The following is a 20,202-nucleotide window of genomic DNA, read 5'->3' as shown; positions in this document are numbered from 1 at the left end:
ACTCTACGAGCGCTTCAGGTTCTACCGAATGAATTGCATATCCAAAGAAAAAAAATGCATTAGAGTGAAAATTCTATCTGGAATTTGTTATTTGATAACTTTATAATCCCAGCCAATCGATTACGCAACCGTTTACTTTTTATCTTTACAGGATTCGAACATGCTCGAAAGGCTATTTAAACTTAGTGAAAACGGCACCAATGTGCGCACTGAGATCATCGCAGGTATTACTACTTTCCTTACCATGGCTTACATCATTTTTGTAAACCCGACGATTCTTGCGGATGCAGGTATGGATCGTGGCGCTGTATTTGTTGCGACGTGTCTTGCCGCTGCGATTGGCTGTTTCATAATGGGCTTAGTTGCTAATTACCCAATTGCTCAAGCTCCGGGCATGGGTTTGAATGCGTTTTTCACCTATTCTGTTGTGTTGGGTATGGGCTATACCTGGCAAGTGGCGTTAGCTGCTGTATTCGTTTCTGGTTTGCTTTTCATTGCATTGAGTGTGTTTAAGATCCGTGAATGGATCATCAATTCGATTCCTCTTTCTTTGCGTACAGGTATTTCTGCTGGTATCGGTCTTTTTCTTGCATTTATCGCGCTTAAAAATGCAGGCATCGTAGTTGATAACCCAGCGACACTGGTTTCTATGGGCAACATCACGTCACTTCAATCAGTGCTTGCGGCGATTAGTTTTTTCCTTACTATTGCTTTAGTTCACCGTGGTGTAAAAGGCGCGGTAATGATCGCCATTCTTGGCGTAACGGCGTTAGGTCTTATCTTTGGTGATGTGCAATGGGGCGGAGTCATGTCCGCACCACCAAGTTTAGCTCCAACGTTCATGCAGTTAGACTTCTCTGGCTTATTTGAAGTTGGCATGATTTCAGTCGTATTTGCTTTCTTATTCGTGGACTTGTTCGATACGGCAGGCACGCTAGTCGGTGTGTCTCAAAAAGCGGGACTAACTGACGAAAACGGTAACATTCCTCGTCTAAACAAAGCGCTACTAGCTGACTCAACGGCGACATCTGTCGGTGCGTTGCTAGGTACATCAAACACCACATCTTACATTGAGAGTGTGTCAGGTGTGGCAGCAGGTGGTCGTACGGGTCTAACAGCCGTCGTTGTTGGTGTGCTGTTCCTCCTTGCTCTATTGTTCTCGCCACTAGCGGGAATGATCCCAGCTTACGCGACATCTGGCGCGCTGTTTTACGTAGCTATCCTGATGCTTTCTGGGCTTGTCGGTATCGACTGGCGTGACCTAACAGAAGCCGCTCCGGTAGTGGTTACCTGTCTAGTTATGCCTCTGACTTTCTCTATCGCAGAAGGTATCACGTTAGGCTTCATCGCTTACGCCGCTATCAAGTTGTTCAGTGGTAAAGGCCGTGACGTATCGATGAGTGTGTGGGTTATGTCTGCCATCTTCATCGTGAAATACATCGTAGGTTAATCCGGTTTGAAAAAAGCCAGTGTGGATGTTGGTTCGCACTGGCTTTTTGTTTTTTTGGGATTTTCCCCGGTAATACCCATCGCAGTAAGTCAGTGATCAGAGTTAGCGTAGGAAAAAACGTTTGGAAATAAGGTGAAATTTTCGATAAGTAGTTATTCTACAATCAAAATTTTAAACGAAGTTATCGAGCGTTATAACAAGCTAGAATGACCAGTTATTTACTACGATTGGTAGAATACATTCACTTCTTCATTTTGTGTTGTTCACCGAATACGATTTTTCTGCGCAATAAGCGGAGAATTTTGATATCAGCGTTGGTATTACGGAAGTGTTTCGGTAGAATAATCGTTTGCGCAGCTTGAAACCCCCATTTCCTCTGGTGTGGAAAATTTAGTGAGATGTGTCCAATTCAGTACATCAAGCTAGGTAGAGGGGATGCATATTTTGAAATTATTAGGTTATTACAATGAGTAAAAAATTCATTATCACTTGGGATGCGATGCAGTCTTACTGCCGTGAACTGGCTGAGAAACAAATGCCAGCTGAGCAATGGAAAGGTATTTGGGCGGTAAGCCGCGGTGGTTTGGTTCCTGGTGCAATCTTGGCTCGTGAGTTAGGTATTCGTTACGTTGATACAATCTGTATCTCAAGCTACGACCACGATCACCAACGTGACATGACCGTGCTAAAAGCACCGGAAGGTGATGGCGAAGGTTACCTAATTATTGAAGACCTAGTAGATAGCGGCGACACAGCGCGTAAACTACGTGAAATGTACCCGAAAGCAAAACTTATCGCGGTATGTGCGAAACCGTCTGGAAAAGAACTGCTTGATGACTATGTAGTCGATATCGCTCAAGATACTTGGATTGAACAGCCATGGGATATGTCTATCCAGTACGCTGAGCCGGTAAACCGCAAGCAAAAGTAATTGGATACGAAGAATCTTGAGAAATGCCCCTTTATAGGGGCATTTTTTTTATTATTATTAAAGCTATTGCTAACAGCCTAGAGTTCTTCCTATGTCAGAAGACGTCAGTAAAAACCTTTCCGAAGCTTTGTTTGCCAATCATAAACAGGCGAAAGAAACGTCCGCACTTACTCAGTACATGCCGACCAGCCAAAAGATTCTTGATGAACGAGAAGGGAGTGATGATAGTGCCTGGTATCGCCACCTGAGACGTTTACAGTGGGCTTGGCAGGGGGTATCTCCCATAGAGATAGAAGGCGTTTTATCAAAAATTGCTTCTTCTCCTCATTCTCGCACTCAAGATAGATGGTTAGATACGGTGATGGGGTATCACAGCGGTAACTGGACATTTGAGTGGATAAAATTAGGTATGGAGCATCAACGACGTGCAAAAGATCTCAGTGGTGAGGAAGCGGCTGATGAGTTGTTTTCGGCATCGCTGTGTTTTAGCATTGCAGGTTATCCTCACCTAAAAAATGACAACTTAGCGCTACAGGCTCAAGTGCTAGCGAACAAAGCCTATTCGGAAGCCTCTGAAAAGACGCAATACACGATTAAGCAGATTGAAGTGCCTTATCAAAAGCATAAGATAATTGCGAACTTGCATCTGCCACGTACCGATAAGCAATTGCCAGTGGTGATGGTGAGTGCGGGTTTAGATAGCTTGCAAACCGACATGTGGCGACTTTTCCGTGATCACTTAGCGCCAAAAGGCATTGCCATGTTGACCGTGGATATGCCTTCGGTAGGTCATAGCTCACACTGCCCATTGACCGAAGACTCAAGTTGTGTGCATCAGGCCGTACTTAACGAACTCTATTCTGTTCCCTGGGTTGATCATCATAAAGTGGGTTTGGTTGGTTTCCGCTTTGGTGGTAACGCCATGATCCGTCTTTCTTTTATTGAACAAGAGAAGATCAAAGCTTGCGTGTCGTTAGGGGCGCCTGTCCATGATTTGTTTACTTCGCCGAAGAAGTTGCAGCAGATGCCCAAGATGTATTTAGACTTACTAGCTTCACGTTTAGGAAAGAGTGCGGTCGATATCAACAGCATGGCCGGACAAATGATGGCGTGGTCATTGAAAGTGCAGGGTTTTTTGAGCAGCCGTAGAACCAAAGTACCAATCCTTGCCTTGAGTTTAGAGGGCGACCCGATTTCTCCTCACAGTGATAATCAGTTGGTGGCACTGTTTAGCCAGTATGGTCAGGCGAAGAAAATCAGTTCCAAAACAATTACAAAAGGATATGAGCAATCCCTCGATTTAGCCATAAAGTGGTTAGAAGATGAACTATTGAGATGACAAAGAGCCTAATTTAGTGAAGAGTAATGCAGTTGAGCAAAAAACATGCTCATTACAATTAAATAATTTACTGGGTAGTAGATATCCTCACTATAGAAACGGAGATTCTTATGTCAGAGACGAGTCAAAGCCCGACCCATTTTCGCTTGATGTCAAAGTTAAAGGCGGTAGGGCCTTACCTACGCGAACCACAATCACAGGAAGGGAGGTATTATTTTGATTGCCTATCAGTCTGTGTAGACGACAAAAAGTCACCTGAACAACGTGAGTTTTGGGGCTGGTGGATGGATTTGGAGTCCATCGAAAGTGGCTTTACGGCTAAGTACCATATCGGCAAGTATAATCAAGAAGGCGAGTGGGAATCAGAGTCATTACCCAAAAAAGTCGTTGAAGAAGTGTACTTAACTCAAAACATCTTTCACAAAAAGCTTGTTGAGACAATGAGTGAATATTTCAAATTGGAAGTGGAATATCACACCGAGTCGTTTGATTTTGCCTAATTTGACTGATTTACTCTTCCCTAAGACAAAAAGGTGCGTTTTCGCACCTTTTCTGCTTGTTAAATCCCCATTTGATTGCTAAAACATCCACTCTTTATTTGTTTTTCATTTCAGAAGACATCATGACAACGAATCAACAGAATGCAGTTGTTTCACAACCACAGACCGTCGTTGTGAAACTGGGAACAAGTGTGCTGACAGGCGGTACTTTGGCGTTAGACCGTGCTCACATGGTAGAGCTGGCTCGTCAATGTGCGGAGCTAAAAAAACAAGGCCATTCAGTCGTAATGGTTTCGTCTGGTGCAATTGCAGCAGGCCGAGAGCATCTTGGATACCCCGCGCTGCCCAATGCGATGGCGAGCAAACAGTTGCTTGCTGCTGTGGGTCAGAGCCGCTTGATTCAAACATGGGAGTCACTGTTTGGCATTTACGGTATTAAAATTGGTCAAATGCTGCTGACTCGCGCAGATTTAGATGATCGTGAGCGCTTCCTTAACGCGCGTGACACTATTAACGCACTGGTAGCAAACGACATTATTCCTATCGTTAACGAAAACGACGCAGTAGCAACGAACGAAATCAAAGTGGGTGACAACGATAACTTGTCTGCTTTGGTGGGGATTTTGTGTGGTGCAGATAAATTATTACTCCTCACTGACCAAAAAGGCTTGTTTACCGCAGACCCGCGTAAAGACCCAAATGCAGAGCTGATCAAAGAGGTGAAAACCATCGATGATACTTTGCGTAAAATTGCAGGTGGCAGCGGAACAATGCTCGGTACTGGCGGTATGGCAACCAAACTCCAAGCCGCAGACATTGCTCGCCGAGCCGGTATTGAGGTAATTATTGCGGCAGGTAGTGCGCCAAACGTGATTTTTGATTCGTTGAGCCCAGAGCCACAAGGCACCCGTTTCCTACCTTGCTCAGAAGCACTAGAAAACCGTAAGCGTTGGATCCTTGCGGGTCCTGCCGCTAGTGGTGACATCGTGATCGATGACGGTGCAGTTAATGCGGTGGTAGGCACGGGCAGTAGTTTGTTAGCGAAAGGTGTGATCAAAGTTAGTGGTGATTTCGCGCGTGGTGAAGTCGCACGTGTCACCAACTCGCACGGTAAGTTAGTTGCCCGTGGTATCAGCGCTTACTCAAGTGAAGACTTAGCGAAAATTGCCGGTAAGCACAGTAAAGATATCATCTCTATTTTGGGGCATGACTACGGCTCGGAAGTGATTCATCGCGATGATCTTGTTGTTATTCAAGAATAGAATTTGAGGGAAGCAAAGTGGATTTAACGAATATGGGGAAAGCTGCCAAAGATGCAGCTTTCGAACTGGCGACGGCGTCAACTGCACAGAAGAACCAAGCGCTAGCCATCATCGCGGATGAGCTAGAAGCAAATGCTGCAACAATTTTGGCTGCCAACGCAAAAGACATCGAACTGGGCCGTGAAGCAGGTCTAACAGACGCGTTGCTTGATCGTCTCCTACTGAATGAAGAGCGCCTAATTGGCATAGCAAATGACGTTCGTAACGTTATCAGCCTAAATGACCCAGTCGGTAGCGAAATTGACAGTAAAGTACTAGAAAACGGCATGTCACTGTCTCGTCGTCGCGTTCCTCTTGGTGTCGTGGGTGTGATTTACGAAGCGCGGCCAAACGTAACTATCGATATTGCGGCACTGTGTCTGAAAACGGGTAACGCTAGTATTCTACGTGGTGGTAAAGAGACCTTCTTCTCGAACATGGAGTTGGTGAAAGTTATCCAATTGGCGCTAGCGAAAGCGAACTTGCCTGCGGCATCTGTTCAGTATATTGAAAAGCCTGACCGTGAGTTGGTTTCTCAATTGCTTAAACTGGATGATTACGTCGATATGATCATTCCACGTGGTGGCGCTGGTCTACACAAAATGTGTAAAGAGAACAGCACGATTCCAGTCATCATTGGCGGTTTTGGTATCAGTCATATTTTCGTCGATGAATCAGCGGAACTAGAAAAATCGCTAAACGTGGTTGAGAACTCAAAAGTTCAACGCCCATCGGCATGTAACTCATTAGATACACTGTTAGTACACGAGAAGGTAGCAGCGCAATTCTTATCAATGATTGTTGATCGCATGAACGACAAAGTGACGTTCGTTGCAGAGCCAAAAGCAAAAGCACTAATGGCACAAGCGAAACACATTCGCGATGCCGGTGAAGGTGATTTTGATACGGAATGGTTAAGTTACACGCTTGGCGTAAAAGTGGTTGCTGACGTGAAAGAAGCGATTGACCATATGCGTGTTCACAATGCGAGCCATTCCGATGCAATCATGACCAATAGCCTGGAAAATGCTGAATGGTTTATTAACTCAGTGGGCTCTGCTGCAGTATACGTAAACGCGGCGACGCGCTTTACTGATGGAGCACAATTCGGTTTAGGTGCAGAAGTGGCAGTATCCACTCAGAAACTGCACGCGCGTGGGCCGATGGGTTTAGAAGAGCTAACCAGTTACAAATGGGTAGGTAAAGCGAACTACCTTGTACGTAGTTAACTGATATTGATTGAAAAAGGGGCAGTAATGCCCCTTTTTGTTTTCTCTAACATGGCAATTCCGCTACACTAGTCTTGCTTTTAGGACGAACTTGAAAGCACTTTATTTGGAGGTGATATGCATTGTCCTTTTTGTTCTGAGAACGATACAAAAGTAATTGATTCCCGCTTAGTTGCGGACGGCCACCAGGTGCGCCGCCGTCGTCAGTGTTTGGCATGTAATGAACGTTTTACTACGTTTGAAACCGCGGAATTGGTGATGCCAAAAGTGATTAAGTCGAATGGAAACCGTGAACCGTTTGATGAAGACAAAATGGTAGGCGGCATTCAACGAGCTTTAGAAAAACGTCCAGTGAGTGCGGATGCGATAGAGCTAGCCATTAGCATGATTAAATCGCAGTTGCGTGCCACTGGTGAGCGCGAAGTTCCGAGTGAAATGATTGGTAATTTAGTGATGGATCAACTCAAAGAGTTGGATAAAGTCGCTTACATCCGTTTTGCCTCGGTTTATCGCAGTTTCGAAGATATCCGAGAGTTCGGTGAAGAAATTGCTCGCCTCGAAGACTGATTAAATCATGACGCAATACTTGCCTTCCTCAGAATTTACTTCTCAAGATTTCAACATGATGTCGCGTGCACTAAAACTCGCCAAACGCGGCATATACACAACGGCACCTAATCCAAATGTAGGTTGCGTTATTGTGCGCAATGGCGAGATTATAGGGGAAGGCTACCACCATCGTGCGGGAGAGCCTCATGCAGAAGTGCATGCATTACGCATGGCTGGGCGTAATGCTGAAGGTGCCACCGCTTATGTGACGCTTGAGCCTTGCTCTCATTATGGACGAACACCACCTTGTGCAGAAGGGCTGATTAGCGCCAACGTGGCGAAAGTGATTTGCGCAATGCAAGACCCTAACCCGAAAGTGGCTGGGCGTGGTATTCAAATGCTTCGTGATGCTGGTATTGAGGTTCAAGTGGGGCTATTGGAAAGCGATGCCATCGCACTTAATCAAGGTTTTATCAAATTTATGAAAACTGGCATGCCTTTCATACAGTTGAAAATGGCAGCCAGTTTAGATGGGCAAAGTGCACTCAGTAATGGCCAGAGTCAATGGATCACCTCCCCAAAGGCTCGTCAAGATGTGCAGCGTTATCGCGCACAGAGTGGTGGCATTCTCTCGACCAGTAAAACGGTGATTGATGACAATGCGTCACTGAATGTACGTTGGGATGATTTGCCTAAAAGTGTACAAACGCTCTATCCCAAAGATGATGTGCGTCAGCCGCCACGTGTGATTTTGGATCGCCAATCTCAACTGAGTGATGACCTAAAGTTATTTAACACCAATGGTGAGCGGATTGTTGTCAGCCCAGATGGCGACTTTTCCCCTCAACTGGATGAAGCTGGTCGAATTGACCTTGCTGCGACACTCAAAGCGGTCGCGAGTAAATATCATATCAATCACTTATGGGTGGAGGCCGGGGCGACACTTGCGAGTTCGCTAATCAGAGCGAACCTTGTTGATGAGCTCATAGTTTATCTTGCACCTAAATTGATGGGTAGCGATGGGCGTGGGCTTATCGGTGCTTTAGGTTTAACTGAGATGGCGCAGGTTATCGATCTTAATATTACCGACGTTCGTATGGTGGGGGTGGACATTCGCCTCACCGCAACGATCACGACAGCGAAGAAAGAAGCAATATGTTTACAGGAATAATAGAAGCAGTTGGCAAACTCACTGCAATCATGCCAAAAGGCGAAGACATGACCGTAACGGTAGAAGTCGGCAAGTTGGATATGTCTGACGTTAAGTTAGGCGACAGTATTGCTACCAACGGTGTGTGCTTGACGGTCGTAGACTTCGGTAGCAACTACTACAGTGCCGATTTGTCACTGGAAACACTTAACAAAACAGGCTTTGCCGCTTACCAAGTTGGCGACAAAGTGAACTTAGAAAAAGCGATGCTACCTACAACGCGTTTTGGTGGTCACATCGTTTCTGGCCACATCGATGGCGTGGGTGAAATCGTAGAGCGCAACCAAGTGGGACGTGCGATAGAGTTTTGGGTCGCGATGCCGGCTGAAATCACTAAGTACGTAGCAGAAAAAGGCTCGATTACCGTCGATGGTATCAGTCTGACGGTGAATGATTTACGTAAGCATGCTTTTAAGTTGACGATCGTTCCCCACACCAGTGAAGAAACAACGATTGATCAATTTCAAGTTGGTCGCAAAGTCAATTTGGAAGTCGATGTGTTAGCTCGTTATATGGAGCGCTTGCTGCAAGTGCAACGAGAAGAACCGCAAGAATCACGCATCACAATGGAATTCTTGCAGCAAAATGGTTTTGCATAATCTTAGCTGACCATAGTCACAGAACGCCATTAGGTTAATTGACTTAACAGAACGGCCGTTCAAACTCGGAGCTTACTGTAGCCATAAGTATGGACTCACAGCAACATGTCAAGCGCATTGCTGCTACAAAAATAAATTCTGAATAACGGGGAAACAGGCTATGCCAATCAGCACACCACAAGAAATTATCGATGAAATTCGCGCGGGTAAAATGGTCATTCTAATGGATGATGAAGACCGTGAGAACGAAGGTGATTTGATCATGGCTGCCGAGCATATCACGCCGGAAGCGATTAATTTTATGGCGACTTATGGCCGTGGCTTGATCTGTCTCACCATGACAAAAACACGTTGTGAGAGTTTAGGCTTGCCGCCAATGGTGCAGGACAACAACGCTCAGTACACAACTAACTTCACCGTATCAATTGAAGCGGCAGAAGGGGTGACGACCGGGATTTCTGCAGCAGACCGTGCACGTACGGTCCAAGCCGCAGTGGCATCAAATGCGAAAGCGGCGGATTTGGTTCAACCTGGTCACATCTTTCCTCTTGCTGCGCAAGATGGCGGCGTTCTGACTCGCGCAGGTCACACCGAAGCGGGGTGTGATTTAGCTCGCCTTGCTGGTTTAGAGCCTGCATCAGTTATTGTTGAGATCCTTAATGACGACGGCACCATGGCACGTCGTCCCGATCTTGAAGTGTTTGCTGAAAAACATGGCCTGAAGCTTGGTACCATTGCGGATCTGATCGAGTACCGCAACAACACAGAAACCACCATTGAGCGTGTTGCTGAATGTAAACTGCCAACCGAGTTCGGTGAATTCACGCTAGTGACCTACAAAGACACGATTGATAACCAAGTGCATTACGCGCTGTGCAAGGGGGAGTTGCAAGGTGAAGCGCCATTGGTGCGAGTGCACCTGCAGGATGTGTTTACGGATTTACTGCGCAGTGATCGTAACGCAGAGCGCAGCTGGACGCTAGACAAAGCGATGAAACGCATTGGTGAAGAAGGCGGCGTGCTCGTAGTGCTTGGTCATGAAGAATCGACCGATCTTCTCATCCACCGTGTAAAAATGTTTCAAGCACAAGATAAAGGCGAAGCACCAACGTTGGCGAAAAGACAGGGCACGTCACGTCGTGTCGGTGTTGGTTCACAGATCCTTGCAGATTTGGGGGTACATGATATGCGTTTGTTGTCGTCGACCAACAAAAAATACCACGCGTTAGGTGGCTTTGGCTTGAACGTGGTTGAATACGTTTGCGAGTAACAACACTCCACAATAGAGCCTTAGCCGTGAGTGAGCTTAGTTTGCTTACGGCTAGTAACTTGTGGCTCGCCTCCAATTTCCATTAGATATTGCTCACAGACTTGTGCTAGAATCCGTCGATTCTCACTTGATGAACAATTTTCACTTATAAATAGAGTTAAAGGAAAGCTTATGAAAGTGATCGAGGGTGGCTTCCCAGCGCCAAATGCAAAAATTGCTATCGTTATTTCGCGTTTTAATAGTTTTATTAACGAAAGCTTACTTTCTGGTGCGATCGATACACTAAAGCGTCATGGACAAGTAAGCGAAGACAACATTACTGTTGTTCGTTGCCCAGGAGCGGTAGAACTGCCTTTGGTAGCTCAGCGTGTTGCTAAAACAGGCAAATACGATGCTATCGTATCTCTAGGTACAGTAATCCGTGGCGGTACACCACACTTTGACTATGTTTGTAGTGAATGTAACAAAGGTCTTGCACAAGTGTCTATGGAATATAGTCTTCCAGTGGCATTTGGTGTATTGACAGTTGATACTATTGATCAAGCGATTGAACGCGCGGGAACCAAGGCTGGTAATAAAGGTGCAGAGGCTGCACTAAGCGCACTTGAAATGATTAACGTACTATCTGAAATTGATTCCTAATGGGGGCCAGTGTGAAACCAGCCGCACGTCGTAACGCACGTCAATTCGCTCTACAGGCGATCTATTCATGGCAAATTACTAAAGAGAATGTTGCCACGATTGAAGAACAGTTTTTGTCTGGCGACAAATACGATGAAGAAGAACTTCATGCCTCTGAGCCTGCACTAGCTGCTCCAGAAACTGACGTAGCTTACTTCCGTGAACTACTAAGCGGTGTTGTACTTAGCCACTCAGAGCTAGATAGCAAAATCCGTCCATACGTGTCTCGTCCAATGCAGGATTTAGACATGATGGAACTTGCTCTTCTTCGCCTAGCTATGTACGAGATGACTCGTCGCGAAGATGTTCCTTACAAAGTGGTTATCAATGAAGCGATTGAACTTGCAAAAGTGTTCGCAGCAGAAGACAGCCACAAATTTGTGAATGGTGTGCTAGATAAGGCCGCACCACACGTACGTAAGAAATAATAATTTCTTAAATAAAAAGGTCAGCAGATGCTGACCTTTTTTGTATTAAAAGATAAATAAAAGATGTCTGGTGAATTTAGTCTAATCGAAAAGTATTTCGTTGGTCGTCAAAACCAACGCAAAGATGTACACCTAGCGGCTGGTGATGATTGCGCGCTAGTTCAAGCCCCCGCGAATGTTCAGATTGCTATCAGTACCGATACACTTGTCGCCGGTACTCACTTTCTTGCTGATGCGAATCCTGCCTGGGTAGCACATAAAGCCCTTGCTTCAAATATCAGTGATCTTGCCGCGATGGGCGCAACGCCAGCCTGGGTAAGCTTCGCATTGACGATGCCAGAGCCGGATGAGACGTGGTTGGCCCCTTTCTGTGATGCGTTTTTTGAGTTGGCGGATTACTTTGGCATTCAGCTTATTGGTGGCGATACCACCAAAGGTCCATTGAGTTTAACGTTGACAGTGCAAGGCTTCGTCCCTGAAGGGAAAGCATTAACTCGATCTGGAGCGAAAGTAGGAGACTGGGTTTACGTGACGGGCAACCTTGGTGATGCGAAAGCGGGCTTGGATGTTATCCTAGATGAATCTTTACGTTCTCGAGTCGCTGCGGCAGAGCTTGAGAAAGCTCATTATCTCAGTACACCGCGTGTATTGGCAGGGCAAGCCTTAGTGGGATTGGCGTCTTCAGCGATTGATATTTCCGATGGTTTGATTTCTGACATTAAACACATTCTTAAGCGATCTGAAGTTGGCGTCAGTTTGGATGCCTCCCTACTACCCATATCCTCAGAGTTGGTTCAGTTTTTAGATGATAAGATCAGCGCGCAGCAGTATGCTTTATCTAGTGGCGAAGAGTACGAATTGTGCTTTACTGTGCCAGAGCAGAACCGAGGCTCACTACCGAGTGCATTGGCACACATAGGATGTAAAGTGACGTGTATTGGTCAAATTCGACCGATGGGAACGTTTGAGTTACATGATAATAATCAGCCTCTTGATTGGGATCTTAGTGGTTTTGATCACTTCAAGTGATCTGAACTTAAGATTGAAACCAAACTAGCAGTAAAGGTTTAAGGAAATGACCAACCCTCTTTCTCTGATTTCATTAAAGAATCCGTGGCACCTTTTGGCGACGGGCTTTGGCAGCGGCTTATCACCAGTGATTCCTGGAACAATGGGGACGCTTGCGGCGGTGCCATTGTTTCTCCTTCTGGCACAACTGCCTTTCCCGCTTTATGTGATTGTCGTACTTTTCTCTTGTGTGATTGGCATTAAGATTTGCCAAGTGACATCAGATGATATGGGCGTTCATGACCACGGCTCAATTGTGTGGGATGAGTTCGCCGGTTTTTGGATCACCATGAGCCTAATGCCTGCATTGAATATTCCAGTGACCGAGTGGAAGTGGCTATTAACGGGCTTCGTCTTGTTCCGATTCTTCGACATGGTAAAGCCGTGGCCGATCGGTTGGTTAGATAAACGTGTCCACGGCGGCTTGGGTATTATGATCGATGATATCGTTGCAGGAGGCATGGCGGGCATCGCGCTTTTCTTCATCGCAAAATACGCAGGTTGGATGTAATACCTACCCTCAAGCTCTAAAATCAACAGATAAACCAAAGGGATGCAGCGACATCCCTTTTGTGTTTATTTTGCTGCGTTTTTTTGTGTTCGCTTATTTCGCTAGATAGTCGTTGATCGACTGCTCGATGCCTTTCGCATCTAAGCCAAGCTCTTCATGCAACTCGTCTTGTGTACCTTGAGGAATGAAGCGATCTGGCAAGCCAAGATTTAGCACTGGCTTAATGATCTTCTCTTGCATCAAAAACTCAATGACACCCGCACCTGCGCCACCTGCAATTGCGTTCTCTTCTAGTGTCACAAGAACATCGTGCTCAGAGGCAAGTTGACGAATCAGCTCCTCATCCAAAGGCTTCACGAAGCGCATGTCAGCCACAGTTGCATTTAGGTTTTCCGCTGCTTCGAGTGCATTACCTAGGAAGGTACCGAAGCTTAGAATTGCGACTGTCTCACCTTTACGAACGACACGGCCTTTACCAATCTCAAGCGCTGTGAAGTCTTGTTTGATTTCTGTACCTATGCCGCTGCCACGTGGATATCGAACCGCACTTGGGCCCGTGTGCTTATGACCGGTGTACAGCATTTGACGACATTCATTTTCATCGCTTGGCGCCATAATCACCATGTTTGGGATACAACGCATAAAGCTAAGATCGAACGCGCCTTGGTGAGTTTGACCATCTGCGCCAACCAAACCAGCACGGTCGATAGCGAACATCACGGGTAAATCCATGATCGCAACATCATGGATCAACTGATCGTAACCACGCTGCAAGAAGGTTGAGTAAATCGCAACGATCGGGTGATCGCCAGCTATCGCCATACCGGTTGCAAGCGTCACTGCGTGTTGCTCTGCAATCGCAACATCGAAGTATTGGTTTGGGTACTCTTTCGAGAAACGCACCATGCCAGAGCCTTCACGCATTGCTGGCGTAATTGCCATCAGCTTAGGATCTTGCGCGGCCATATCGCAAAGGAAGTCACCAAAGATCTTAGAGAAACTAGGCTTACCACCATTGCTCTTTGGCAAACTGTTGTGTGATGGGTCGAACTTTGGAACTCCGTGGTAGCCGATAGGGTCTTTCTCTGCAGGTTCGTAACCTTTGCCTTTCTTGGTCATGATGTGCAGGAACTGAGGGCCTTTCAGCTCACGCATGTTCTTGAGGGTTTTGACCAGTTCATTGACATCGTGACCGTCCACAGGACCAATGTAGTTGAAGCCGAGCTCTTCAAATAGCGTGCCCGGAACTACCATGCCTTTTAGGTGTTCTTCCGTGCGACGAACCAACTCTTTGATTGGTGGCACACCAGAAAGCACTTTTTTACCGCCTTCACGGATAGAGGTGTATAGGCTGCCTGAAAGGACTTTGGCTAAATGGTTATTTAGTGCGCCGACGTTTTCTGAAATCGACATCTCGTTGTCATTGAGAATAACCAGCATGTCAGTGTGCACGTCACCAGCGTGGTTCATCGCTTCAAATGCCATGCCTGCCGTGATGGCACCATCACCAATCACACTGACTACTTTGCGACCTTGGCCCTCTTTCTGGGCACTTATGGCCATGCCAAGCCCAGCACTGATCGAAGTCGATGAATGTCCAACGGATAGGGTGTCGTATTCACTCTCTTCGCGCCACGGGAATGGGTGTAGGCCATCCTTTTGACGGATAGTTGGCATTTGGTCACGACGACCAGTCAGGATCTTATGTGGGTATGCTTGATGACCCACATCCCAGATCAACTGATCAACAGGTGTGTTGTATACATAGTGTAGAGCCACAGTGAGTTCTACGGTGCCTAAGCCAGACGCTAGGTGTCCGCTTGATTGGCTCACTGAATTTAGCAGATACGTACGCAGTTCATCACACAAAGTAGGCAATGTTTCTTTCGGAAGAAGACGCAGGTCTTCCGGTGTATTTGCTAACGCCAGTGTTGGGTACTTTGAAATATCAAGAGTCATATAAATGCGCGCTTATAGAGTTAGTTCTTGCGCTCGATGACATATCGGGCGAACTCTTCGAGTAACTGAGTATTGTATGGGATCGCTTCCAATGCTTGAAGCGCTTCCTGTAGTAGAGTGTGAGCTTTCTCCATTGCTCCCTCCAAACCCAATAAAGATGGATAAGTGCTCTTATTCAGATCTTGGTCTGAGCCTTGAGGCTTACCCAGTGTTTCAGTGTCACTGATAATATCAAGAATATCGTCTTGAACTTGAAACGCCAGACCGATCGCTTGCGAGTAGCGTTCTAGCTGTGGCAAGACTTCTAGGCCTTTTTCACCAGCGGCTAACGCGCCAAGTTTAATCGCACAGTTAATCAGGGCACCGGTTTTATTGCGATGGATTTTTTCTAATTCTGTGAGAGAGACTCGACGATTTTCAGCAGCAAGATCCAACGCTTGACCGACACACATACCGCTCGCCCCAGACGCTTGCGCTAAGGTTTGTACCATCTTGATACGGTACTTCTCCGCATTTAGGTTCAGTGCGCCTTCAGCGATGATGGTGAACGCGAGGGTTTGCAGTGCATCACCGGTCAAAATGGCCGTCGCTTCATCAAACTTAATATGGCAAGTTGGTTGGCCACGGCGCAGCTCATCGTCATCCATTGCAGGTAAATCGTCATGGATGAGCGAGTAGGCGTGGACACACTCGATAGCAGAGGCTGGGGTATCGAGATCTTCTGGTGCGCAACCAAGCATTTGACCTGTGATGTAAACAAGGAATGGGCGAACCCGTTTACCGCCAAGTAATAGGCCATATTTCATTGCTTGGATCAATGGCTGTTCCTGGTGAGGCAGTTGCTCAAGCCACAGATTCAGTTGCTGGTTATTTCTTTGTTGATAAGACGTCAATGTCTCTTGCATTACATTGCTCACTACTGATTATGATTCTGACTCAGGGGTGAAGTCACTCAGCGGTGCTTCATCATCTTCACTAAGAAGAATACTAACGCGATATTCTGCGTCACTCAGTTTGGTTTGGCCAGCACGAGCCAACGCAATGCCACGTTCAAATTTGCGTAGGGCATCATCTAGGGCAAGATCGCCGTTTTCTAATTGATCAACCAAGCTATCCAGCTCTTCAATGGTTGCTTCGAAGGTCATATTTTCTGGTTTTTTGACCGCCATCTTTTATTTGCCTTAATCAAGCCTCTAATCGAATCCACGAAAGTTACCTTAGCCTACTAACTTGGTCAAATTTAACCTCATATAATTGTCACAAATTTGGCTTTCGACCAGGCAGAATAGGCGATGCCCATTATCTAATTAGGGAGATAACGATCTTTTTGTGACTTATTAACCAAGATTTCTCTAAAAATTCTGCTCTCGCTGTCGATACAAGTAATAATTCGCCTGACTTGGCAATATTTGAATTTAGCGTGAGGAGTGCTTTGTGGATTTAGCAACCCTAATAGGTTTGATCGGTGGTTTTGCATTCGTCATTATGGCGATGGTGCTTGGTGGCAGCATCGGTATGTTCGTCGACGTCACTTCAATCCTAATCGTCGTTGGTGGTTCTGCATTTGTTGTATTGATGAAGTTCACCATGGGGCAGTTCTTCGGTGCGACCAAAATTGCGGGTAAAGCATTCATGTTTAAAGCGGATGAGTCAGAAGATTTAATTGCTAAGATCGTTGAAATGGCTGACGCCGCGCGCAAAGGTGGGTTTCTTGCGCTAGAAGAAATGGAAATCAACAACAGCTTTATGCAAAAGGGCATCGATTTATTGGTTGATGGCCATGATGCGGACGTCGTACGTGCCGCACTGCAAAAAGACATCGCCCTAACGGATGAGCGTCATACACAAGGTACGGGAGTGTTCCGTGCGTTTGGCGAGGTTGCACCCGCGATGGGGATGATTGGTACATTGGTTGGTCTGGTAGCCATGCTTTCGAACATGGATGATCCTAAAGCGATCGGTCCGGCAATGGCGGTTGCTCTATTGACCACGCTCTATGGCGCGGTACTTTCCAACATGGTGTTTTTCCCCATTGCAGACAAGCTTTCTCTACGTCGTGATCAAGAAACACTCAATCGTCGTTTGATTATGGATGGTGTACTTGCCATTCAAGATGGTCAGAACCCACGAGTTATCGACAGTTACCTCAAGAACTACCTCAACGAGGGTAAGCGCGTTCTTGAGATTGACGATTAACCCGGAGGTCATCTGATGGATGAAGATAACAAATGTGATTGCCCGCCACCTGGGCTCCCCCAGTGGATGGGGACATTTGCTGATTTGATGTCTCTGCTGATGTGTTTCTTTGTACTGTTGCTCTCTTTCTCTGAGATGGATGTCCTAAAGTTCAAGCAGATCGCTGGTTCGATGAAGTTCGCCTTTGGTGTGCAAAACCAACTTGAGGTGAAAGATATTCCAAAGGGGACGAGTATTATCGCGCAAGAGTTTCGTCCAGGGCGACCTGAACCGACACCGATTGATGTCATCATGCAGCAAACCATGGACATCACTCAGCAAACATTAGAGTTTCATGAAGGCGAATCTGATCGTGCGGGGGGGACAAAGCGTGATCAAGGTAAGTTAACCGGGGGGCAATCGCCAGAAACCTCGACGCAAAGCAACCAATCGTCAGAAGCTGATATGCAACAGCAGCAGTCTGAAGCGACCTCGCAGTCGATGGATACTTTGATGGAAAGCATCAAGAAGGCACTGGAGCGAGAGATTGAACAAGGAGCGATCGAAGTAGAAAACCTTGGTCAACAAATCGTGATTCGAATGCGCGAGAAAGGCGCTTTCCCTGAGGGATCGGCGTTCTTGCAGCCCAAGTTTCGTCCTCTGGTGCGTCAGATAGCGGAATTAGTAAAGGATGTACCCGGCATAGTACGTATTTCTGGTCATACCGATAACCAGAGAATCGATTCTGAGCTTTATCGCTCTAATTGGGACCTATCTTCCCAGCGAGCGGTTTCTGTCGCGCAGGAGATGGAGAAAGTCAGGGGCTTCTCACGTCAAAGATTGCGTGTGCGAGGCATGGCGGATACCGAACCTCTGGTAGCGAATGATTCTGACACTAACCGTGCGCTTAACCGCCGAGTAGAGATCAGTATTATGCAAGGTGAACCGCTTTACAGTGATGAAGTCCCCGTCATTCAATAATTCGGTATTTATTCTTATACTAAAGCGAGCGTTTAGCTCGCTTTTTTTTTGACATTTACGCGGAAACTAGCACCTAGAGGTTACTTGGGTGTATAATCTTGCGCCTTTGAAGTGAGCTCAGGCTACCGGTAGTGAACGACGCTCTCCATTGCGACGTAAAATAGACCGAGGTGGAGTATCACTCACTGTTGATTGCGAAACTAACCTGCGAACGAAACTATGAAATTTATTGTAAAGCCCCATCCAGAAATTTTTGTAAAAAGTGAATCTGTGCGTAAGCGCTTCACAAAGATTTTAGAGTGCAACATTCGTAACATTGTGAAGAACCGTACGGAATCTGTTGCGGTTTTTAACCGTCGTGATCACATTGAAGTGACCTCCGAGAGTGACGAATTTTACGCTGAAGTACTGGAAATCCTGACGCATACACCAGGCATCCACCACGTATTAGAAGTAAAACAGTCTGAGTTTAAAGATTTGCACGATATTTACGAGCAAGTGCTAGAACTTAGCGGTGCGTCGATCGAAGGTAAAACTTTTGTGGTACGCGCTAAGCGCCGCGGTAAGCATGATTTTACTTCGCTTGAACTTGAGCGTTATGTCGGTGGTGGTCTTAACCAAGCGGTTGAGAGCGCACGCGTTAAGTTGAGCAACCCAGAAGTAACGATCAAGGTCGAAGTATCAAACGACAAGCTAAACCAAGTATTGGCGCGTCATAAAGGTCTTGGCGGTTTCCCTCTAGGTACTCAAGAAGACGTACTCAGCTTGATCTCCGGCGGCTTTGACTCTGGTGTTTCAAGCTATCTGCACATCAAACGTGGTTCAAAAGTCCATTACTGTTTCTTTAACCTAGGAGGTCCTGCACACGAAATCGGTGTTAAGCAGGTTTCTCACTACTTATGGAACAAATACGGTTCTTCAGCAAAAGTACGCTTTATCTCCGTGGACTTCGAACCAGTTGTGGCAGAAATCCTAGAAAAAGTGGATGACGGTCAAATGGGTGTTATCCTCAAGCGCATGTTTATGCGTGCGGCGGGAATGATTGCTGAGAAGTTGAAGATTGAAGCTTTGGTCACTGGTGAAGCTCTAGGTCAGGTATCGAGCCAAACGCTAACGAACCTTCGTCACATTGATAACGTCACCGATACGCTAATCCTGCGTCCACTTATCAACTGGGATAAAGAAGACATCATTAACCTAGCGCGCGATATCGGCACGGAAGACTTCGCTAAAACCATGCCGGAATACTGTGGTGTTATCTCGAAGAAACCAACAGTAAAAGCAGTGAAACATAAGCTAGAAACAGAAGAAGCGAAATTCGATTTCAGTATTCTAGAAAAAGTGGTTCTTGAAGCTCGTCAAATGGACATTCGTGACATTGCGAAAGAATCTGAACAAGCCGCCCCAGAAGTTGAGCAAGTTCAAGCGGTAGAAGAGCATGCCATTGTGCTAGATATTCGTAGCCCTGAAGAGGAAGACGATAGCCCATTAGAAATCGATGGTGTTGATGTTAAGCACATCCCGTTCTACAAGTTGAGTACTCAGTTTGGTGACTTGGACCAGTCTAAGACTTACCTGCTGTACTGTGACCGTGGTGTCATGAGTCGCCTTCAAGCGCTTTATTTACAAGAGCAAGGCTTCAACAACGTGAAAGTTTATCGCCCGTAACCTCCTTCGATAGGAATGACCACAAAGCGCAACCTGAGGAATCAGCTTGCGCTTTTTTCGTTGTTGGACGCCTAAAATTTATGTGTAAGACGTTAAAATATAGAGATGCTTCGCACCGTTTTAGTGTTGTATTGATATAACGATAATTAATCCGAAATTCGGTTGGAAAGGTGACCTTAGTGCAAGATTTTTAGGGGGAGAAGCATGAATTTGTTAGATAAAAAAACACCGCCTGAACCAGGCGGTGTAACAAATTTGACAGACAGGTCAAAATAAATACAGGAAGTATCTGTTTTGTCACAGGGAATGTCGACAAAACATCACGGTAGAAATCTACCTAACTCGAAATGCGA

At 46.2% G+C, this 20,202-nt stretch carries 20 protein-coding genes; 17 read left to right on the top strand and 3 right to left on the bottom strand.

Annotation, left to right across the window (positions count from 1 at the left end; all coding sequences use genetic code 11):
- The first annotated feature begins 160 nt into the window (after positions 1 to 160).
- From ACVA54_RS15180 to pgpA, 14 genes are all read left to right on the top strand, one after another.
- Positions 161 to 1,450 (top strand): NCS2 family permease, encoded by a 1,290-nt coding sequence (locus ACVA54_RS15180; protein ID WP_099081103.1) that lies wholly within the window; start codon positions 161 to 163, stop codon positions 1,448 to 1,450.
- Between the two features lie 466 nt (positions 1,451 to 1,916).
- A complete protein-coding gene (gene tet(34), locus ACVA54_RS15175) occupies positions 1,917 to 2,381 on the top strand; it encodes an oxytetracycline resistance phosphoribosyltransferase domain-containing protein Tet(34) (protein ID WP_005447605.1) in 465 nt (154 codons plus the stop codon).
- 91 nt (positions 2,382 to 2,472) lie between these two features.
- Positions 2,473 to 3,720, top strand: coding sequence for an esterase FrsA (gene frsA / locus ACVA54_RS15170; RefSeq protein ID WP_099081102.1), 1,248 nt, complete (start codon positions 2,473 to 2,475; stop codon positions 3,718 to 3,720).
- 110 nt (positions 3,721 to 3,830) lie between these two features.
- Positions 3,831 to 4,220, top strand: a complete 390-nt coding sequence (crl, locus tag ACVA54_RS15165; protein WP_099081101.1) for a sigma factor-binding protein Crl — start codon at positions 3,831 to 3,833, stop codon at positions 4,218 to 4,220.
- A gap of 122 nt (positions 4,221 to 4,342) precedes the next feature.
- The gene (gene proB, locus ACVA54_RS15160; protein WP_099081100.1) at positions 4,343 to 5,482 is read left to right on the top strand and encodes a glutamate 5-kinase; all 1,140 of its coding nucleotides are present in this window, start codon (positions 4,343 to 4,345) and stop codon (positions 5,480 to 5,482) included.
- A 17-nt stretch (positions 5,483 to 5,499) separates the two neighbouring features.
- Positions 5,500 to 6,750, top strand: a complete 1,251-nt coding sequence (locus ACVA54_RS15155) for a glutamate-5-semialdehyde dehydrogenase (RefSeq protein WP_099081099.1) — start codon at positions 5,500 to 5,502, stop codon at positions 6,748 to 6,750.
- Positions 6,751 to 6,867: 117 nt separating this feature from the next.
- Entirely contained in the window at positions 6,868 to 7,317 is a 450-nt protein-coding gene (gene nrdR / locus ACVA54_RS15150) for a transcriptional regulator NrdR (RefSeq protein ID WP_099080884.1), read from the top strand.
- A gap of 7 nt (positions 7,318 to 7,324) precedes the next feature.
- Positions 7,325 to 8,470 carry a bifunctional diaminohydroxyphosphoribosylaminopyrimidine deaminase/5-amino-6-(5-phosphoribosylamino)uracil reductase RibD gene (gene ribD, locus ACVA54_RS15145; protein ID WP_446619513.1) on the top strand — a complete coding sequence of 382 codons (1,146 nt, stop codon included), beginning with the start codon at positions 7,325 to 7,327 and terminating at the stop codon, positions 8,468 to 8,470.
- Positions 8,455 to 9,108 carry a riboflavin synthase gene (locus ACVA54_RS15140; RefSeq protein ID WP_099080886.1) on the top strand — a complete coding sequence of 218 codons (654 nt, stop codon included), beginning with the start codon at positions 8,455 to 8,457 and terminating at the stop codon, positions 9,106 to 9,108. Before ribD ends, ACVA54_RS15140 begins: the two co-directional genes overlap by 16 nt.
- A gap of 160 nt (positions 9,109 to 9,268) precedes the next feature.
- A complete protein-coding gene (ribBA, locus tag ACVA54_RS15135) occupies positions 9,269 to 10,378 on the top strand; it encodes a bifunctional 3,4-dihydroxy-2-butanone-4-phosphate synthase/GTP cyclohydrolase II (RefSeq protein ID WP_099080887.1) in 1,110 nt (369 codons plus the stop codon).
- A 171-nt stretch (positions 10,379 to 10,549) separates the two neighbouring features.
- Positions 10,550 to 11,020 carry a 6,7-dimethyl-8-ribityllumazine synthase gene (gene ribH / locus ACVA54_RS15130; protein WP_099080888.1) on the top strand — a complete coding sequence of 157 codons (471 nt, stop codon included), beginning with the start codon at positions 10,550 to 10,552 and terminating at the stop codon, positions 11,018 to 11,020.
- The gene (gene nusB / locus ACVA54_RS15125) at positions 11,020 to 11,487 is read left to right on the top strand and encodes a transcription antitermination factor NusB (protein ID WP_099080889.1); all 468 of its coding nucleotides are present in this window, start codon (positions 11,020 to 11,022) and stop codon (positions 11,485 to 11,487) included. The genes ribH and nusB overlap by 1 nt, the downstream gene beginning before the upstream one ends.
- Before the next feature lie 63 nt (positions 11,488 to 11,550).
- Positions 11,551 to 12,516: a thiamine-phosphate kinase gene (thiL, locus tag ACVA54_RS15120; protein WP_099080890.1), complete on the top strand. Its 966-nt coding sequence runs from the start codon at positions 11,551 to 11,553 to the stop codon at positions 12,514 to 12,516.
- A gap of 46 nt (positions 12,517 to 12,562) precedes the next feature.
- A complete protein-coding gene (pgpA, locus tag ACVA54_RS15115; protein WP_099080891.1) occupies positions 12,563 to 13,066 on the top strand; it encodes a phosphatidylglycerophosphatase A in 504 nt (167 codons plus the stop codon).
- 93 nt (positions 13,067 to 13,159) lie between these two features.
- On the opposite strand, the gene dxs is transcribed toward pgpA, so the two are convergent.
- The 3 genes from dxs to xseB are packed head-to-tail and all read right to left on the bottom strand — an operon-like array spanning position 13,160 to position 16,194.
- Positions 13,160 to 15,025 carry a 1-deoxy-D-xylulose-5-phosphate synthase gene (gene dxs, locus ACVA54_RS15110; RefSeq protein ID WP_099080892.1) on the bottom strand — a complete coding sequence of 622 codons (1,866 nt, stop codon included), beginning with the start codon at positions 15,023 to 15,025 and terminating at the stop codon, positions 13,160 to 13,162.
- A 20-nt stretch (positions 15,026 to 15,045) separates the two neighbouring features.
- Entirely contained in the window at positions 15,046 to 15,930 is an 885-nt protein-coding gene (gene ispA, locus ACVA54_RS15105) for a (2E,6E)-farnesyl diphosphate synthase (protein ID WP_099080893.1), read from the bottom strand.
- Between the two features lie 18 nt (positions 15,931 to 15,948).
- The gene (gene xseB, locus ACVA54_RS15100; protein WP_099080894.1) at positions 15,949 to 16,194 is read right to left on the bottom strand and encodes an exodeoxyribonuclease VII small subunit; all 246 of its coding nucleotides are present in this window, start codon (positions 16,192 to 16,194) and stop codon (positions 15,949 to 15,951) included.
- A gap of 265 nt (positions 16,195 to 16,459) precedes the next feature.
- Between xseB and pomA the strand changes: the two genes are divergently transcribed.
- From pomA to thiI, 3 genes are all read left to right on the top strand, one after another.
- Entirely contained in the window at positions 16,460 to 17,221 is a 762-nt protein-coding gene (gene pomA / locus ACVA54_RS15095; protein WP_099080895.1) for a flagellar motor protein PomA, read from the top strand.
- A 15-nt stretch (positions 17,222 to 17,236) separates the two neighbouring features.
- On the top strand, positions 17,237 to 18,181 hold the full coding sequence (locus ACVA54_RS15090) for a flagellar motor protein MotB (RefSeq protein ID WP_172438189.1): 945 nt from the start codon (positions 17,237 to 17,239) through the stop codon (positions 18,179 to 18,181).
- A 219-nt stretch (positions 18,182 to 18,400) separates the two neighbouring features.
- Positions 18,401 to 19,849, top strand: a complete 1,449-nt coding sequence (gene thiI, locus ACVA54_RS15085; RefSeq protein WP_099080897.1) for a tRNA uracil 4-sulfurtransferase ThiI — start codon at positions 18,401 to 18,403, stop codon at positions 19,847 to 19,849.
- Positions 19,850 to 20,202: the final 353 nt, after the last annotated feature.

The sequence above is a fragment of the Vibrio sp. PNB23_22_6 genome (genome assembly GCF_052877535.1).
Note: the sequence above shows the minus strand (reverse complement) of the source record. Positions and strands in the feature narration are given on the sequence as shown.

Excerpts from the sequence above, each read along its gene's own strand:
- nrdR (WP_099080884.1), top strand. The coding sequence starts at position 6,868 with ATGCATTGTCCTTTTTGTTCTGAGAACGATACAAAAGTAATTGATTCC.
- ispA (WP_099080893.1), bottom strand. The coding sequence starts at position 15,930 with ATGCAAGAGACATTGACGTCTTATCAACAAAGAAATAACCAGCAACTG.
- proB (WP_099081100.1), top strand. The coding sequence starts at position 4,343 with ATGACAACGAATCAACAGAATGCAGTTGTTTCACAACCACAGACCGTC.
- thiL (WP_099080890.1), top strand. The coding sequence starts at position 11,551 with ATGTCTGGTGAATTTAGTCTAATCGAAAAGTATTTCGTTGGTCGTCAA.
- ACVA54_RS15180 (WP_099081103.1), top strand. The coding sequence starts at position 161 with ATGCTCGAAAGGCTATTTAAACTTAGTGAAAACGGCACCAATGTGCGC.
- crl (WP_099081101.1), top strand. The coding sequence starts at position 3,831 with ATGTCAGAGACGAGTCAAAGCCCGACCCATTTTCGCTTGATGTCAAAG.
- ACVA54_RS15090 (WP_172438189.1), top strand. The coding sequence starts at position 17,237 with ATGGATGAAGATAACAAATGTGATTGCCCGCCACCTGGGCTCCCCCAG.
- thiI (WP_099080897.1), top strand. The coding sequence starts at position 18,401 with ATGAAATTTATTGTAAAGCCCCATCCAGAAATTTTTGTAAAAAGTGAA.
- nusB (WP_099080889.1), top strand. The coding sequence starts at position 11,020 with ATGGGGGCCAGTGTGAAACCAGCCGCACGTCGTAACGCACGTCAATTC.
- ACVA54_RS15140 (WP_099080886.1), top strand. The coding sequence starts at position 8,455 with ATGTTTACAGGAATAATAGAAGCAGTTGGCAAACTCACTGCAATCATG.
- ribD (WP_446619513.1), top strand. The coding sequence starts at position 7,325 with ATGACGCAATACTTGCCTTCCTCAGAATTTACTTCTCAAGATTTCAAC.
- frsA (WP_099081102.1), top strand. The coding sequence starts at position 2,473 with ATGTCAGAAGACGTCAGTAAAAACCTTTCCGAAGCTTTGTTTGCCAAT.
- xseB (WP_099080894.1), bottom strand. The coding sequence starts at position 16,194 with ATGGCGGTCAAAAAACCAGAAAATATGACCTTCGAAGCAACCATTGAA.
- dxs (WP_099080892.1), bottom strand. The coding sequence starts at position 15,025 with ATGACTCTTGATATTTCAAAGTACCCAACACTGGCGTTAGCAAATACA.
- ribH (WP_099080888.1), top strand. The coding sequence starts at position 10,550 with ATGAAAGTGATCGAGGGTGGCTTCCCAGCGCCAAATGCAAAAATTGCT.
- pgpA (WP_099080891.1), top strand. The coding sequence starts at position 12,563 with ATGACCAACCCTCTTTCTCTGATTTCATTAAAGAATCCGTGGCACCTT.
- ribBA (WP_099080887.1), top strand. The coding sequence starts at position 9,269 with ATGCCAATCAGCACACCACAAGAAATTATCGATGAAATTCGCGCGGGT.